Origin of the sequence: Spirulina sp. CCNP1310, assembly GCF_034932185.1 — a bacterium.
Lineage (GTDB): Bacteria > Cyanobacteriota > Cyanobacteriia > Cyanobacteriales > Spirulinaceae > Spirulina.
The window spans coordinates 1-14429 of sequence record NZ_JAYGHW010000108.1; the positions used below are offsets into that span (position 1 = coordinate 1).

Genomic DNA, 14429 nt, shown 5'->3' on the forward strand with positions numbered 1-14429 from the left:
CGTCGTCAAACAGTTGCGACCCTACCGCGCCACACCCCAAACCCTGCAACTGGCCCGCCGTCTCTTTTTCAGTGAGGCAGAAGTGTTGAGTAAACTGGGAGAACATCCCCAAATTCCCCATTTATTAGCCTATTTTGAAGAAAATGATGAATTTTATCTGGTGCAGGAATATATCGAAGGGGCCGATATTGAAACCGAGTTAACTCCCGGTAAAACCTGGAGCGAAGTGAAGGTGATCCGCCTCCTGCGGGAGGTGCTTCAGATCCTCCAATTTGTCCATAGCCAGAATGTGATTCATCGCGATTTAAAACCGGCTAATATTCGTCGCCGGACGACGGGGGAATTGGTTTTAATTGATTTTGGGGCGGTGAAACAGATTGGCGAACCGGGGATGAAGCCGGATAAAACGAGGGTGACGGTGGCGATCGGTACGCCGGGCTATGCCCCCAGTGAGCAAACCCAAGGTAAACCCCGGTTGAGTAGTGACCTCTATGCCTTGGGGATGATTGCGATTCAAGCTCTGACGGGGATTGAACCGGAACATTTACCGGAAGACCCCCATACGGGGGAAGTGATTTGGCACGATCGCATCGCTCAAAAAAATCTCAATCCCCTACTGCGCTCGGTGCTGGATCGAATGGTGCGCTACGATTTTCGCCAACGCTATGCCAATGCGGAGGCGGTGTTAGTAGATCTCGCTGCCTTGGGTTCCCGGCGGGCGACGGTGTTGCGGCCGATTCAGGAATTGCATCAAAAATCGGTGTCGCCTGGGGTGGCGATCGCCATTATTACCGGCATTGCGGCGCTGGTGATCACGCTGTTTGTCGGGGTTGTGCAGTACCTCATGGAGCAGATGGCGCTGGATACCGCCAATCTTGAACCGGCCAGGGTTCCCACCCGCATCAACCCCACGGATCGGCCCGATGAAACGATCCCGCTGCTTGTGGCCGAGGCGATTCCCTTCAACTTTAGCCTCACCGCCGCTGCCTACAGCGCCAACCTCAATCGCCTGGTGATGGTGGGGGAAAATCCCAACCAACTCTATGTTTACAGCCTGCTTTCCCAACGGTTGCAGGCCATTCCCTTGGGAGATGTGCCTCGTCAGGTGGCCCTCGATGCGGCGGGCCAACGGGCGGCGGTGGCCCATCGGAACAGCATTACCGTTGTTAATTTGCAACGGAATCAGGTGGAGCGGGTGATTGAGACCCCAACGGTAATCGCAACGGTGGCGATCGCCGCCAATGGTTGGCTTTACCATTCTGGGACTGATGATGATCGCCTGTTTGCGATCAATATCGCCACGGGCGTAAGCACCGTGCAGACGAATGTCCCCAATTTAATGCGGAGTCTGCTCACGCTCCACCCTAACGGCCGCACGCTCTTAGCTTTAGCCCGTGGCGGTACGGCGATTCAAGTGGTGAACCTCAATGGGGCGGAGAGCATTGCGGTGGGGGAATGGCAAGCCCCCAATGGGCAAAATTTAGGCGATCGCCTCTGGATCTCCCCCGATGGTCAGCAGGGCCTCACCAATAACGGCTATCGCTTTTCCCTCCCCAGCTTCCAAGGGTCGCAAACCCTGCAAACCCAATCATTGCCCCTCAAAGCCGCCAATCGCCCAGGGGGGGAGCGGTTCGCCTTTGCCCCCGGTTTGGGGCAAATTATCCTCCTGGATGGAGTCCCCTTGCAGAACCTGCTCCAAATTGACAGCAACACCCTAACCCTCCGCCACACCTGGCAAATTCCCCCCCAAGGCGAAGCCCCCTTAACCGGCAATCTGTTTGTCAACCCCCGCAGCCCCGAATATTACCTCCTCACCCAACCCCAAGAGGGCGGCAATGCGCTGTTATGGCGGGGCAACCTAGAACCATAGCAGCAGTTAAGGAAAATGATAAAGAAAAACTATCAGTGTTTTGTTAAGAAAGTGTTACAAAGGCGCACAATAGGGAGAAGTCAAAAAACGATGATTTTTCCCCCGTAACCTCACGCCTTCACCCCTAAAATGACTGACGCTTTTCCGTGGCTGACCACCATTTTTGCCCTCCCCCTCGTTGCTGCCCTTGCCGTCCCCCTCATTCCCGATAAAGATGGCAAAACCCTCCGTTGGTATGCCCTTGGGGTCGCTTTGGCGGATTTTGTGCTGATGTGCCAAGTGTTTTGGCAGCACTACAACCCCGCCCAAGCTGGGTTCCAAATTGTCGAAACCTTTAACTGGTTGCCCGCCTTGGGGATTAGTTGGACGGTTTCCGTTGATGGCATTTCGGTTCCCCTGGTGCTCCTGGCGGGATTTGTGAGCACGCTCTCGCTGCTCTCCGCTTGGCAGGTGGATCGTAAGCCCCGCCTCTTTTATTTCTTAATGTTGGTACTCTACGCCGCCCAAATCGGCGTATTTATTGCCCAAGACTTGATCCTCTTCTTTATCGTTTGGGAATTAGAACTGGTTCCGGTCTATCTGTTGGTCTGCATTTGGGGCGGCCCCAAACGTCAATACGCCGCGATGAAGTTTTTGCTCTATACGGCGATCGCCTCCATCTTCATCCTCGTTGCCGGTTTAGCCCTCGCCCTCTACGGTGGCGGCCCGATTAGCTTTGACTTGGCAACCCTAGGCTTAAAAGATATTCCCCTCGCCTTAGAGTTACCCCTCTACGCCGGTTTACTCTTTGCCTTTGGTGTAAAACTCGCCGCCTTCCCCTTCCATACCTGGCTCCCCGATGCCCATGGCGAAGCCTCCGCCCCCGTCTCAATGATTCTGGCGGGAGTGCTGTTAAAAATGGGAGCCTATGGCTTAATCCGCTTCAACATGGGTTTATTACCGGATGCCCATGTTTATTTCGCGCCGGTCTTGGTGACGTTAGGGGTGGTGAACATCGTCTATGGGGCGCTCACCTCCTTTGCCCAAACGAATATGAAACGGCGGTTAGCCTATTCCTCCGTTTCTCACATGGGTTTTGTACTCATCGGTTTGGCTTCCTTCAGTGATTTGGGAATGAGCGGCGCAATGCTGCAAATGATTTCCCACGGATTAATTGCCTCGGTGCTGTTCTTCTTAACCGGCGTTACCTACGATCGCACCCATACGATGACCATGGACGACATGGGGGGCATTGGCCTGTTCATGCCCAAGGTGTTTGCCCTCTATACCGCTGGGGCGATGGCCTCCGTTGCCCTACCAGGGATGAGCGGGTTTGTGAGTGAATTGGCGGTATTTTTGGGCATTGCCACCAGTGATTTTTATAGTCTGCCCTTCCGGGTGGCGATCGTCTTTCTCTCCGCCGTTGGCGTGATTCTCACACCGATTTACCTGCTCTCGATGGTGCGCCAAGTGTTTTACGGATCCTTCTACGGCTCCAAAGAAATCCCGGTGTGCGATATCACAGATCCGGAATTGCGCCGGGACTTCACGGAAAACCAAGCCGCTGTCTGTTTCGGCACTGATTGTGTTCTTCCCGGTGAAGCAGTTTTTGACGATACCCGCCCCCGTGAGGTGATGATTGCGGCGAGTTTCTTAGCCTTAATTATCGCCATTGGTTGTTATCCCAAGTTAGCCACGGGGATGTATGACACCAGCACGACCGCAATTAATGGCGCAATGATCCAAGCCTACGAACAGGTGGCCCCCCTGCGGGCGCAATCTACCCCTGGGGCCACCTTAGCCACTGTTAACCCTATTGGGGGCGAATAGTGAGGAGAGAAAAGAGGATAGAGTAGAGAGAAGAGAGGATAGAGTAGAGAGAAGAGAGTTCAGTTTAGTATTTTTCCTCACTTCTCACTTCTCACTCCTCACCCCTCACTCCTCATGAAAATCCGTATTGGCAACGGTTACGATATCCACCAATTGGGGCGCGATCGCGCCCTGATTCTCGGTGGGGTAAAGCTCGATCATCCCCTCGGTTTAGTGGGTCATAGTGATGCCGATGTGCTCACTCATGCGATCATGGATGCGATCTTGGGGGCCTTGGCCTTGGGGGATATTGGTCATTTTTTCCCCCCGACGGATCCCCAATGGGCGGGGGCCGATAGTTTAAAACTGTTGGCCCAAGTTCATCAGGAAATCCAACAACGGGGTTGGCAGATCGGCAACATTGACGCGGTGGTGATTGCGGAACGGCCCAAATTGAAGCCCCATTTAATCGCGATGCGCGATCGCCTCGCCACGGTGTTAAACCTCGATATCGATCAAGTCAGCATCAAGGCCACCACTAACGAAAAATTGGATGCCGTAGGGGAGGAAAAGGGGATCGCCGCCTATGCGGTGGCGTTGTTGGTTGGGGGGGAGAGGGAATAGGGAACAGGGAACGCCTCGTGACTTGGCTCTGCCAAGTCACGCCCCTTCGGAGGCTCCGCCTCCATTACCCATTACCCATTGCCCACTCCCCTAAGGACAACCCGCCGCCGCACCATTAAACGTTCCCCCGCCATTGGCCAAGATATTGCTAAAACTGGTGTTATTCGTGGCCACATTGGCAAAGTTGACAAAATTAATCGTTCCCGCTGCATGGGTGACTCGTAAATCTGTCGCCGAAGGGTTGGGGCTATGGTTGCTGCTGAATGTGGCTACGCAGAGGCTCGGATTGGTGGCCGTCGCCCCGGTACTGGTTTGGAGGTGAAAACTGTGTAACCCAGCTTGGGGAATCATATTGTTGATCAGTTGAGCATTATGAATCTGGCCATCATTGGAGGCTTGAAAGAGGATGCCATTGCTGTTAGCTCCGAGGGTGCGGATGTTGTTGCCATCGGCGATCGCCTCGGTGATCATCCCGGTTTGCGTGGCAAGGGTGAAAATCCCGTTGGCAACAGTGTTATGGGTGGTGATCTGGTTTTGATTGAGGTTAAGGCTAGCGATCGTCCCCAATTGAGTACTGAGGGCAAAAATACCGTTACCTTGGGTGTTGTGGGTGTTGATGTGGTTTTGAGCAATGTTGGCGGTGGTGATCCGGCCATTGGTTTGGGTGGTGAGGAGAAAAACACCATGGGCTTCAATGCCGTTGGTGCGGATGTGATTATTTTGGGCGGTGGCGTTGGTGATAGTACCATTGGCAGCGAGGAATTGGATCCCGCTGGCTTTGGCGTTGTGGGTGATGATGTGGTTGCCGGTGGCGATCGCCTCCGCAAAATTCGTACTATTCAACGCCGTAAAACTAATCCCCATCGCCCCCACATTCTCAGTCCCATTCACATAGTTAGCCCCCGCCGTTGTCACCTGATTATTTTGTACTGTTGCACGGGTCAAAGTTCCACCATTGGCGGTGATATCAATCCCCATACTCCCTAAACCATTCGTATTCACCTGATTATGGGCAAGGGTGATCTGGTCGGGGGTACTGTTGGTGCTGGAAATGACGATCCCAGGGGCGCGATTTCCCCCCGTGGTGAGTTGATTGTGGCTGGCTGTCCAGTCGCCGAGGTTGACATTATTGGTCAAGGTGAGGGCGATCGCCTTCCCTTCATCCCCTTGGGTTGCAACCCGATTCCCCGTTAGGGTTGTCGTCGTCACTGTGGCGTTATTTTGCACCGTCATCGTGATGCCATCCCCCGCTCTGCCTTGGGTTATCGCCGTATTATTGCTCACCGTCACATTGGGGAGGATACTGCCGATGCCGCTGGCTTGAAGTTTAATTCCATCCCCATCTTCTCCCGTCGTTTGGTTGCGATTATTGAGAATTTCCACAGCAGCAATCTGGCTATTATCATTGGCAGAAATCACCGTGCCATGGGCTGTTAGACCCCTGGTTTGGGCGAGGTTGTCACTTAAGACTAAGCGGCCAAAATTTTGACTATTGGCGGCAAAACCAAATAAGCCATAGGCCTGCTCACCGTTGGTAATACTGGTATTCCCGGAAAGCGTCGCCGTCGTCAATGTGGATTGATTAGATGCAAAGGCTAAAATGCCGTGGGATTCCTCGCCTTGGGTTGTAATCTGGTTATTTTGGATCGTCGCCGTTGCCAACGTGGAAGGGGCATAACTCCCTTGGCGGGCGGCAAATACAGCAATACCATTGGAAAGCGTTCCCTGGGTGCTAATGCTGTTCCCCGTCACCGTGGCCTGATTCACCGTGGACTCATTGGAAGCAAAGGCAAGAATGCCACCAGCACGATCCGTTGCATAACTACCATAGAGGCCACTGATGGTTCCGCCCCCTTGGCCCAAGGTGGTGACGGTATTGCCGCTAATCGTGGCATTGTTTAAACTGCTCCGTACTGTGGCAAAGGCCAGCAGGCCATTGGCATTGATGCCGCTGGTTTGAATGCGGTTGTTGCTGATTGTGGTATTGCCAAGGGTGCTGTCATTGGAGGCAAAGGAGAGGATGGCGGCGGCGTTATGCCCTTGGGTGGTGACTTGGTTGCCGGTTAATTGACTTTGCCCCAATTGCCCCCCTCGGGTGGCAAAGGTCAACAGGGCAGCGGCATTGAGGCCAACGGTGGAGACTTGATTGTTGGTGAGGGTGGCGCGATCGAGGCGGCTGCCGGCCTCGTTGGCAAAGAGGAGGAAGCCATTGGCTTGATTCCCTTGGGTGTGGGCGGTGGATTCGGTAATGGTGACGTTTTCAATTCTTGCGCCAGCTTTAGCAAAGGCAAAAATGCCATGGGATTCATTCCCTTGGGTGGTGGCTGCGCTGCGGTGGATGCTTAAATCCTGGAGGACGCTACTGGTATCAATGAAGGCAAAGAGGCCATGGCTTTGTTGCCCTTGGGTGGTTAAGCGATTATCGGTGAGGGTGATGTTATCGATGCGACTGGTGGCGTTGCGGGTACGGGTGTAGAAGCCGTGGGAGCCTGTGCCGGTGGTGTTGATCTGGTTGCCCGTGAGGGTGGCGGCGGTGAGTTGGGCGGTGGTTTGGTTGAGGCGAACCCCGTGGGCGGCGTTGCCACTGGTGTTGATTTGGTTGGTGGCGATCGCCATCGTCCCCGTCACATTCTCCAAACTGATCCCATCGGCCTGATTCCCCCGCGTCGTAATCCGGTTCTCACGGATAATTAAATCCCTAACCTGATGACCCCTGACACCATCTTGACCGCTGGGGGGTTGAATCGTAAAGCCGGCCAAATGGGAACCACTCCGCATATTGACCGTGGTATGAATCTGGGGAAAGATGCCACTGTTGGATAAGGGAAGGATGACGCTACCCAGTTCGCGGGTATCGATGCGTTGGAGCGGCCCCGTTGACCAGAGGCGGACATTTTCAGGGACGTTGATGGTTGCAGTGGCGGGTCGGCTGACGTTCTGGACATAAATAATCGTGTTTTTATTTGTCGGGGCGACAGCAATCGCCTCCTCCACCGTTGCAAAGGGACTTTCAAACCGGCCATCTTGCCCCCCATTGGGATGCACATGGAGGAAATACCAAGGTTGCCCGGTTTCGGGGTTGGTGGCGACGACGGTACTGTTAAAAGCGATGGTGGTTTGTTGTTCGATGGCGATCGCCTGGGTGCGTTGGGGAGCCGTTTCTAAACGGGCCAGGAGGCGATCGGGATCCCGGGAAGGCTTCGACCCCCCCCAATGGGCCCCGATTTGAAAAGAAAGATGGTTCCCAAAGAGGCGATCGTTTTGGAAGTTAAGGCCGAAATTCAGGCCCCGCATCGGATTGGCCGTTAAGCGCAGACGATAGCCTAGGGTTCCCTCGCTCCCTGTGGGTTTGTAATAATAGAGGCCTCCATAGCCCCGCAATTCACCGCTGCCCACATTCAGCAACCGCGTCCCCACCTCAAAATCTGCCCCTTGAGCAGCAGCTTCATAGATTTGCTGTCGTTGCAGCACCAAATTTAAATCATGGTTGCGAAAATAGTGGTCGGTAATTTGGAGGCCGGTATCGAGGGCGAGTTTCCGGGTTTCTCCTAAGGGCAAATAACCATTGAGGCGAAAATCCCAATCCCCCAAACTTTCTAAGCCTAAGCCCAATTGCTGAAAGGAGTTCACGCCGGTACTCTGTTGGTCATAGCCGAGATAGGCTCCCCAAACGCGGCGGGTGTTGGGGTTGGCAATGCGATAGCCCACCATCAGATTGCTGCCTAGGGGATTTCCCCCCTCCATCCGTACTTGCCCGTAAGTATAGAGGAGATTACGGCCAGGGGTTTGCAGGAGGGGATAAAAGGCATCCAGGTGGCTAAATCCCTCATACCCCCCGGAGCCGCTGTTGTAGCCGACACCGACTCTCGGTTGTACGGGAGCAGGGGTTTCGGAAGCGATCAGTTCGTTAGCGTGGATCGCTCCTGCGGGGGAGAAGGCGATCGCCAAGAGGACGGCGGAAGATAAAGCTGTGCTTTTCATGAAGAATTTAACGAAGAATTTTCGAGGATGATCCAGGGATCGAAGGGGCGAGGATATTTTTGCTGACTACGGACTGGATCAATGCACCCCAAAAGTTCTTTCTCGCTTCATTATCGGATTCAGTGTTAATTTTTATGTAAAGTTTCCGTAAACCTACTGACTTTTTTTGATGAAATTTTCTCTAGATCATTGCAAAATTCAGCAGTCTCCTCGAAACGCTCTGCGCAATACCCCCTAGGGGGGGGATGGGCGATCCCATAGAGCAGATCAGTCCAAATATCCCATTTTGGGATTATCCGAAAATGGGTTTATTGTGAGTAGCGTACCAATTAGTGCTAAAGACTAAGTACAATGGGGTCTATTTTTCGTTATGAGTATGATGTATTCCGCCGCTGTATGATTGCGGCTCGTAAGGACGCAAAACTTACCCAGCAATCTATTGCTACAGCGCTGCAAAAACCCCAGTCTTTTGTTGCTAAGTATGAAAATGGTGAGCGACGCTTAGATGTTGTGGAATTTTTAATCATTGCTCAAGCAATCGGCGTAAATCCTTGTAATCTTTTGAGTGAAATTGAGCGGAAAATTCTTGAAAAATTCAATGAGCAAAAACCATGAAAACATACGACATTATCACCCTCGCATCTCAATATGTTACTAATTTAGCAGGACATAAATTTGATGTTTTAGATATAGCCAAACCTGTCACCATTAATTCCGCAGTTAATTTATCCAAGGTTATTTCAAAACTTTCACCTTTTTTAGGTAATTTAATTGAATTTAATACGGTTGAATTTTTGAATCAGCAGGAAAATTTTTCTGATTTTGGGAGATGGGAAAGGCAAGATCCAGGGTTTCCAGACAGTATTTTTGTAGGAGATATTCAACCAACGCCAGGATTAGAAATTAAGGCATGGTTTCCATTGGCTACTGAAATAACTGCACGATTTAAAGATAGCCAGAATCATTTTCAGTTTGATCAGACTTATGTTGCAATGTTGGCCTGGCTACCGGAGAAGGTTATTTATGGAAAACCTTACATTCTTGATGTTTGTGTTGTTTCTGGTTTATCAGTGGCTTTGGCTAGAGATACCCATTACCACAATCCGCCAGATTATCTTGTTCTGGAACCGGAAGACACAACCCAAAGAACGGCAAATCTCCAGCAAACTAACACCAGTGGCTATAAATTTCAAGGCTCTACTGATGAGTTATTTGCTGCTCAAAAAATGGTTGATTCATGGGGTGCTGAAGGGAAAATTTACAAGCCAACTCAAGAGTATCAAAAACTTTTGCGAGAATTATTGGTGCGATACAGGTACAGGCTAGATACTAATTTTGCCAAAATGGATAGAATTGTCCATCCTGGTGTTGAAGCGTTTAAGCGGCGTGTTTATAATGTTGAGGCTTCTGGTCTGAAGGTAAGGGAATGGAAGAAGTTGTTATCGAGCCGTAGGGAAGATGAAGTCAGAAAGTCTCTCCAGGAACATCTCAATCTTTAAAAAAGAGAATACTGATGAGCTTTTGGGTTGAGGAATCGCTGGACACCATAATAAAAGTAGTCAGGATCAATCTCACAAGCATAGGCTTTACGGCTATTTTTTGTTGCTGCTAAAGATGCAGTAAATAACCCACCGAAAGGTTCCCAGACAATATCATTTTGATCACTTGAAGACTGAATAATCATGCTCATTAAGTCGAGGGGTTTTTGATTCAGATGTAATGCTTTGCCGGAAGGTATTTTAATTCTTTCACTCCCTCTCAGAGGTTGGCGTTCCCATACATTTGTAAAACCATGGGGACACCTAAATTTTGAGCGCATTTGGCTCCATTCTTGACCTGTTAAGGGTTGATGACCATTTACAGAGAAGTAGGGTTTTCCCTCGCAATGACCATGTACATTAGCATAATTGACCAGTTTTTCAAACATTTCTGGGGGTGGAAAGTACCATAAATGCCCCTGATCAAAATATTTTCTAGTGGCAGCATCAACTACACCGCAAGCATCGTTTGCTTTTTTCAAGGGTAGTTTAGATCGTTTCCATTCCTGTAATAGCCAAGCTTTTAAGGTAAGTTCATTAATTTTAACCTCTCTGACGTATTGAACACATACCTCAGTAACAACTGGAAATCTACGAATTTTTTCGGTGTTGACGTTGCCGGCAATATGACTTTTGCCTTTATTCCAAATGTTGCAATTGACATATCGCCAACCATATTGTTCTAAGATTGGATGCACAACTGCCCAACCAATTTCTGAGTTCCAGAACCAGAGTGTTGTGCAAGGCATGGCTGCTTTTGACCATGCTTCAATATGGCGTTGATACCAGTGGGGCAAGTCAATGTGATCGGATGTATCTCCTTCAAAACCAAGTACGCCATAGGCTCCATCTGAAATAATGACAGTAGGCTGTTCCCAGTTTTTGTAATAGTCGAGGCTATCGCCTAAAAATAATGAAACTTGTTCATCCCGCCACTGAGAGAAGTTAAGTTGTGTATTGAGGTTAACAACTTTACCGCGCCCCACTGTACTGGTGGCTTTTGGTTTGGAAATTTTGGCGGAACTGTTTTTTGAATGAGCTTGATTCATGAATGTTGTCTGAAGTTTCGTGCGTTTTAGCCCATTTTAGGATATTTATGTCACAAAAGATGCTAGAGTTCGCATCTCTATAGGTTATTTAGCTCTGCTTTTTTCCTTCATGGGGCGATCGCCCCCTCTCAACCTATCCAACCCACTACCCCAACCAAAACTGTAGGGGCGAAAAATTTTTCGCCCCCACGCAGGGCTTGCCTCCCACTCAAAGCCTGTTCTCAATTTTGTCTAAAAGGGTGGGTATAGCTGGTCGGTTTCCCATTGTTTGGGGTTGTTTTGGATATATTCTCGAATCTGGTGTAATTCAGGCTCACTACGGATAATGCGTTCCCAATAATTGCGTTGCCAAATTTGATCAATAGTTGTGTTTTTTCGCATCCATTTAGTGACCCCAATTTTAAAACCTCGAACAATGGAACCAATGGTTTTTGATGTGCCTTGGGATTGGGGCGAAAAATTTTTCGCCCCTACGGTGGGGGGGTTAACAATCCAAATAATGCCGTGGATGTGGTTGGGCATAATGATGAACTGGTCAAGTTGAACATGGGGAAAATGGGTGGGAATTTGTTGCCAACCTTGCTGGGCAACTTGGCCAGCGGGGTTGAGGTGCATGGTGTTTTGGGTAATTGCTCCGAAGATGCATTCACGGTTGTGGGTGCAAAGGGTGAGAAAGTATGCCCCCATCTGGGTATAGTCATAGCCCCGTAGCCGGATCGATTGGCGATGATGGATCTGCGGGTTGTCGGGCATCGGCGGCGGGGATTTAGTCATGGATCGCTGAGGCTGTGGGGGCGAAAGATTTTTGTGCCTCCGGCAGGCTTACGCCAACGCCCCTACGGTTATTTAATCAAATTTTCCATTATTTAATCAAATTTTCCATTTCCCTCGTTACTTGAATCTGCTAAGTCATACCCGCTTGGAGGTTCTGCCTCCTTCCCTGTTAACCAGCAGCACTAAGAAAGCATTATCTTAAATTCAGTGCTAATTGGGATCATTCCCAATTTCAACCCATCCCCTCAATCAAAACCTGTAGGGGCGAAAAATTTTTCGCCCCCAAGCCAACCTTGCCCCCACGCCTAAACCCCTGAATTGCTTCTAGAGTAGATAACTTCCGTTATTCCCTAAATAAATCTAGAAAATCACCGAAACTACTGAAAATATCTGCGGCTTCCACTGCACTACTCACTACATCAATTGCTTCTGCCATCTGAACTACAGAATCTGCCACGTCTAAAGTACTAGCGGCACTGTCGGCTAAATCCATTGTTGCACTTACTGTTTCACTCATTTCTGCAAGTACCATCAGATTGGTAATATCTTCAGCAACCATTAAAACTGCATCCAAACTGCTTGCATCTTGATTCTGTTGTATAGACTGATTTTGCTCAATAGCTTTCGTCAGATCACTATGACAATAGCGGCATAGTTTTGCTTCTGCACGAATGGGTTCAGCACAGTAAGGACATTTCTTCATTAAGCTATCTGGAGAGCTTGAAGTTGTGAGTTCTGCCACTTTTTCTATTTTTATTTTTTTCAAGAACAATGCATGAATAAATGCAACGATAAACATCATAAATCCATAGCACCACCACTTGCTAAATGAGTAGCCTTTGTTTTTTGCAATATTTGCAGGAATAATAGCTAATCCAGATAAAAATATTGCTCCTACTATGGTTGTTATACTGCAATAAAGAATAGCAGCAATAATAGCCCCTAAAATAAGGATGGCATGGTTACATTTATCAATAATTGTGTTAGGAGAATTCGGTGTGTCCATTTGTGTTTTCTAGAAAATCAACTTAACAATGTGGAAAATATAGGGTGGGCATACCCACCCATTTTGAGTATTTCTGGATCTAACGAGGGACAAAGTTGTGTGTAAATTGTCGCCACCGATCAACTTTGCCACCCACGATATTAAGGGTTGGTATATAAACAACGTTATCAGCACGGTAATAGGTAATTTCGGTTCGTTCTGAGTTGCCTAAACCGTAGGCCGTAACAATGTCTTGGGCTAACCGACAACTGATCAGAAATCGCCCCATATTAATTGAGCCATTATTCGCAGAATAATTCCAAGAATACCCATTAAATTCATAACCCCCATTGCGATGAACTTCTTGGCATGAGTTGTGGGTGATTTCAAACATTTTAGCAATATGAACGTCGTAGCGACGTAAGCCACCACCCGCATCAACCGTTGTGTTTCTATCAGGAACTTGAAGGCTTGCTCCAAAAAAGCCATTTTCATTATAAGTATCAACCACAATAAATCCAAGAGGAACGCTAGGTCTAGCAACTGCGATCGCCACGATATTCAAACCTAAAACTGTCGAAAATAAAGCCAAAGCAGACTTCAATAATAACCGTTTATTCATGATTCTCCGTAGTTCTTGCATTACAACTAGATTGAATATTAATCCCAAGCACATTCAACATAGTGACCATTCACCCATCCTTCAATGCCATTGACTCGCGGATTGGGGCCACGAACGACACGAATGTAATACCACATATCTTGATGACGAATAAACCGAACCAAATTGTCGTTATTTAACCCAGCAATTGCTTCTCCATTGGGACTACGGCGAACTGCCAACTGTCCCCGTTCAATGTTCACAACTAAACAATGCACAATTGGATTAGCCTGAGCAATGGTTTGATCCGGTTCTGTTTGTGTTTGAGCTTGGCTGACAGTTCCGCTAGTGGTTAAACTCAGCACAGCGATCGCACTTGTGGTAAAACCTAGAATATTTTTGATCTGTCTTTTCATGGTAAAGAGTCCTCGTAATATGTAAACAAGCTTCAAATTGAAGGTGAATGGCACTCTAAGATGCTTTTGACAACATCTATAGCCCCCTTAACGGCTGCTATTTCAAGGAATGCCTTTAGTGGAATTACAATTTGTGTCATTGAAGCTCCTATTCCTAAGCTAGCAATAATTTTAGTAATTACACCTGGCAAAGCAATTTTTGCAGCAAGCCCTCCAGAGCCAAAAGTAATTGCACTCGGTACAGTAGTTACAACGACGATAATAAGCCCAGTCAATAAACCAATAATCAAAATTAGCTCAGTAATACCAATGGATTTACAAGCCAATACTGATTCAGAATGAGATTGACCAAGGAGGAGAGTACAATCAAACAAGAAAAGTAGATTCATGGTTTTCAAATTAGAAGAGGTTTAAGCTCATTGAGGCTTGATTGCTCCAGCTTCAATACATTTCTTGTGAGGTTGGATGCGTGGATCAGATGTTGAGCGACATTGCCAACGACCATTATCCGTTAGTAACCAATAATAGCCATTACTCGATGCTCCTACTGCTTTTGTTGCCAGTGCAGGCTGGGCAATTGTCCAGATTAAGCAACAAGCAATGATTGAAAGAAAGATTCGTTTAATTGTTTCCATGATTTAGTCCTTTTGAATAAAAATGGCTCCGTCAGTGATTGTAGGGAACCTCGAAAAAAAGATTGTGTTTGCAAAGTACTCGTTCAAAACCCTTTGTCAGAAGTAAATCAGTTCTATTTTTGTGACTTATCCTCTCTTCACACCATCCGTTTCTCTCCAATCTCCCAG

At 48.6% G+C, this 14429-nt stretch carries 13 protein-coding genes; 5 read left to right on the plus strand and 8 right to left on the minus strand.

Features of this window, described 5'->3' with window-relative positions:
- The 3 genes from VB712_RS20105 to ispF all read left to right on the plus strand — a co-directional run.
- The coding region (locus tag VB712_RS20105; RefSeq protein ID WP_323258093.1) for a serine/threonine-protein kinase at positions 1-1870 on the plus strand (1870 nt) is incomplete at its 5' end.
- A gap of 129 nt (positions 1871-1999) precedes the next feature.
- On the plus strand, positions 2000-3679 hold the full coding sequence (locus VB712_RS20110; RefSeq protein WP_323258097.1) for an NAD(P)H-quinone oxidoreductase subunit 4: 1680 nt from the start codon (positions 2000-2002) through the stop codon (positions 3677-3679).
- A 114-nt stretch (positions 3680-3793) separates the two neighbouring features.
- Entirely contained in the window at positions 3794-4282 is a 489-nt protein-coding gene (gene ispF / locus VB712_RS20115) for a 2-C-methyl-D-erythritol 2,4-cyclodiphosphate synthase (protein WP_323258100.1), read from the plus strand.
- A gap of 90 nt (positions 4283-4372) precedes the next feature.
- Here the strand turns inward: ispF and VB712_RS20120 are convergent, their stop codons facing one another.
- Positions 4373-8263, minus strand: a complete 3891-nt coding sequence (locus VB712_RS20120) for a hypothetical protein (protein ID WP_323258102.1) — start codon at positions 8261-8263, stop codon at positions 4373-4375.
- 351 nt (positions 8264-8614) lie between these two features.
- Between VB712_RS20120 and VB712_RS20125 the strand changes: the two genes are divergently transcribed.
- Both VB712_RS20125 and VB712_RS20130 read left to right on the plus strand, forming a co-directional pair.
- On the plus strand, positions 8615-8878 hold the full coding sequence (locus tag VB712_RS20125; protein ID WP_416236417.1) for a helix-turn-helix domain-containing protein: 264 nt from the start codon (positions 8615-8617) through the stop codon (positions 8876-8878).
- Positions 8875-9762: a hypothetical protein gene (locus VB712_RS20130; protein WP_323258106.1), complete on the plus strand. Its 888-nt coding sequence runs from the start codon at positions 8875-8877 to the stop codon at positions 9760-9762. The genes VB712_RS20125 and VB712_RS20130 overlap by 4 nt, the downstream gene beginning before the upstream one ends.
- On the opposite strand, the gene VB712_RS20135 is transcribed toward VB712_RS20130, so the two are convergent.
- From VB712_RS20135 to VB712_RS20165, 7 genes are all read right to left on the minus strand, one after another.
- The gene (locus VB712_RS20135) at positions 9759-10850 is read right to left on the minus strand and encodes a DNA methyltransferase (RefSeq protein ID WP_323258108.1); all 1092 of its coding nucleotides are present in this window, start codon (positions 10848-10850) and stop codon (positions 9759-9761) included. The genes VB712_RS20130 and VB712_RS20135 overlap by 4 nt on opposite strands.
- A 231-nt stretch (positions 10851-11081) precedes the next feature.
- Positions 11082-11624 carry a transposase gene (locus VB712_RS20140; RefSeq protein ID WP_323258110.1) on the minus strand — a complete coding sequence of 181 codons (543 nt, stop codon included), beginning with the start codon at positions 11622-11624 and terminating at the stop codon, positions 11082-11084.
- Between the two features lie 343 nt (positions 11625-11967).
- Positions 11968-12630, minus strand: a complete 663-nt coding sequence (locus VB712_RS20145) for a hypothetical protein (RefSeq protein WP_323258112.1) — start codon at positions 12628-12630, stop codon at positions 11968-11970.
- Between the two features lie 79 nt (positions 12631-12709).
- Positions 12710-13231 (minus strand): hypothetical protein, encoded by a 522-nt coding sequence (locus VB712_RS20150; RefSeq protein WP_323258115.1) that lies wholly within the window; start codon positions 13229-13231, stop codon positions 12710-12712.
- 38 nt (positions 13232-13269) lie between these two features.
- Positions 13270-13626, minus strand: a complete 357-nt coding sequence (locus tag VB712_RS20155) for an SH3 domain-containing protein (protein WP_323258117.1) — start codon at positions 13624-13626, stop codon at positions 13270-13272.
- Between the two features lie 32 nt (positions 13627-13658).
- Entirely contained in the window at positions 13659-14015 is a 357-nt protein-coding gene (locus VB712_RS20160; protein WP_323258119.1) for a hypothetical protein, read from the minus strand.
- Between the two features lie 27 nt (positions 14016-14042).
- The gene (locus tag VB712_RS20165; RefSeq protein ID WP_323258121.1) at positions 14043-14261 is read right to left on the minus strand and encodes a hypothetical protein; all 219 of its coding nucleotides are present in this window, start codon (positions 14259-14261) and stop codon (positions 14043-14045) included.
- Positions 14262-14429 lie beyond the last annotated feature (168 nt).

Excerpts from the sequence above, each read along its gene's own strand:
- VB712_RS20125 (WP_416236417.1), top strand. The coding sequence starts at position 8,615 with ATGGGGTCTATTTTTCGTTATGAGTATGATGTATTCCGCCGCTGTATG.
- VB712_RS20145 (WP_323258112.1), bottom strand. The coding sequence starts at position 12,630 with ATGGACACACCGAATTCTCCTAACACAATTATTGATAAATGTAACCAT.
- VB712_RS20120 (WP_323258102.1), bottom strand. The coding sequence starts at position 8,263 with ATGAAAAGCACAGCTTTATCTTCCGCCGTCCTCTTGGCGATCGCCTTC.
- VB712_RS20150 (WP_323258115.1), bottom strand. The coding sequence starts at position 13,231 with ATGAATAAACGGTTATTATTGAAGTCTGCTTTGGCTTTATTTTCGACA.
- VB712_RS20135 (WP_323258108.1), bottom strand. The coding sequence starts at position 10,850 with ATGAATCAAGCTCATTCAAAAAACAGTTCCGCCAAAATTTCCAAACCA.
- VB712_RS20155 (WP_323258117.1), bottom strand. The coding sequence starts at position 13,626 with ATGAAAAGACAGATCAAAAATATTCTAGGTTTTACCACAAGTGCGATC.
- VB712_RS20140 (WP_323258110.1), bottom strand. The coding sequence starts at position 11,624 with ATGACTAAATCCCCGCCGCCGATGCCCGACAACCCGCAGATCCATCAT.
- VB712_RS20130 (WP_323258106.1), top strand. The coding sequence starts at position 8,875 with ATGAAAACATACGACATTATCACCCTCGCATCTCAATATGTTACTAAT.
- VB712_RS20160 (WP_323258119.1), bottom strand. The coding sequence starts at position 14,015 with ATGAATCTACTTTTCTTGTTTGATTGTACTCTCCTCCTTGGTCAATCT.
- ispF (WP_323258100.1), top strand. The coding sequence starts at position 3,794 with ATGAAAATCCGTATTGGCAACGGTTACGATATCCACCAATTGGGGCGC.
- VB712_RS20110 (WP_323258097.1), top strand. The coding sequence starts at position 2,000 with ATGACTGACGCTTTTCCGTGGCTGACCACCATTTTTGCCCTCCCCCTC.
- VB712_RS20165 (WP_323258121.1), bottom strand. The coding sequence starts at position 14,261 with ATGGAAACAATTAAACGAATCTTTCTTTCAATCATTGCTTGTTGCTTA.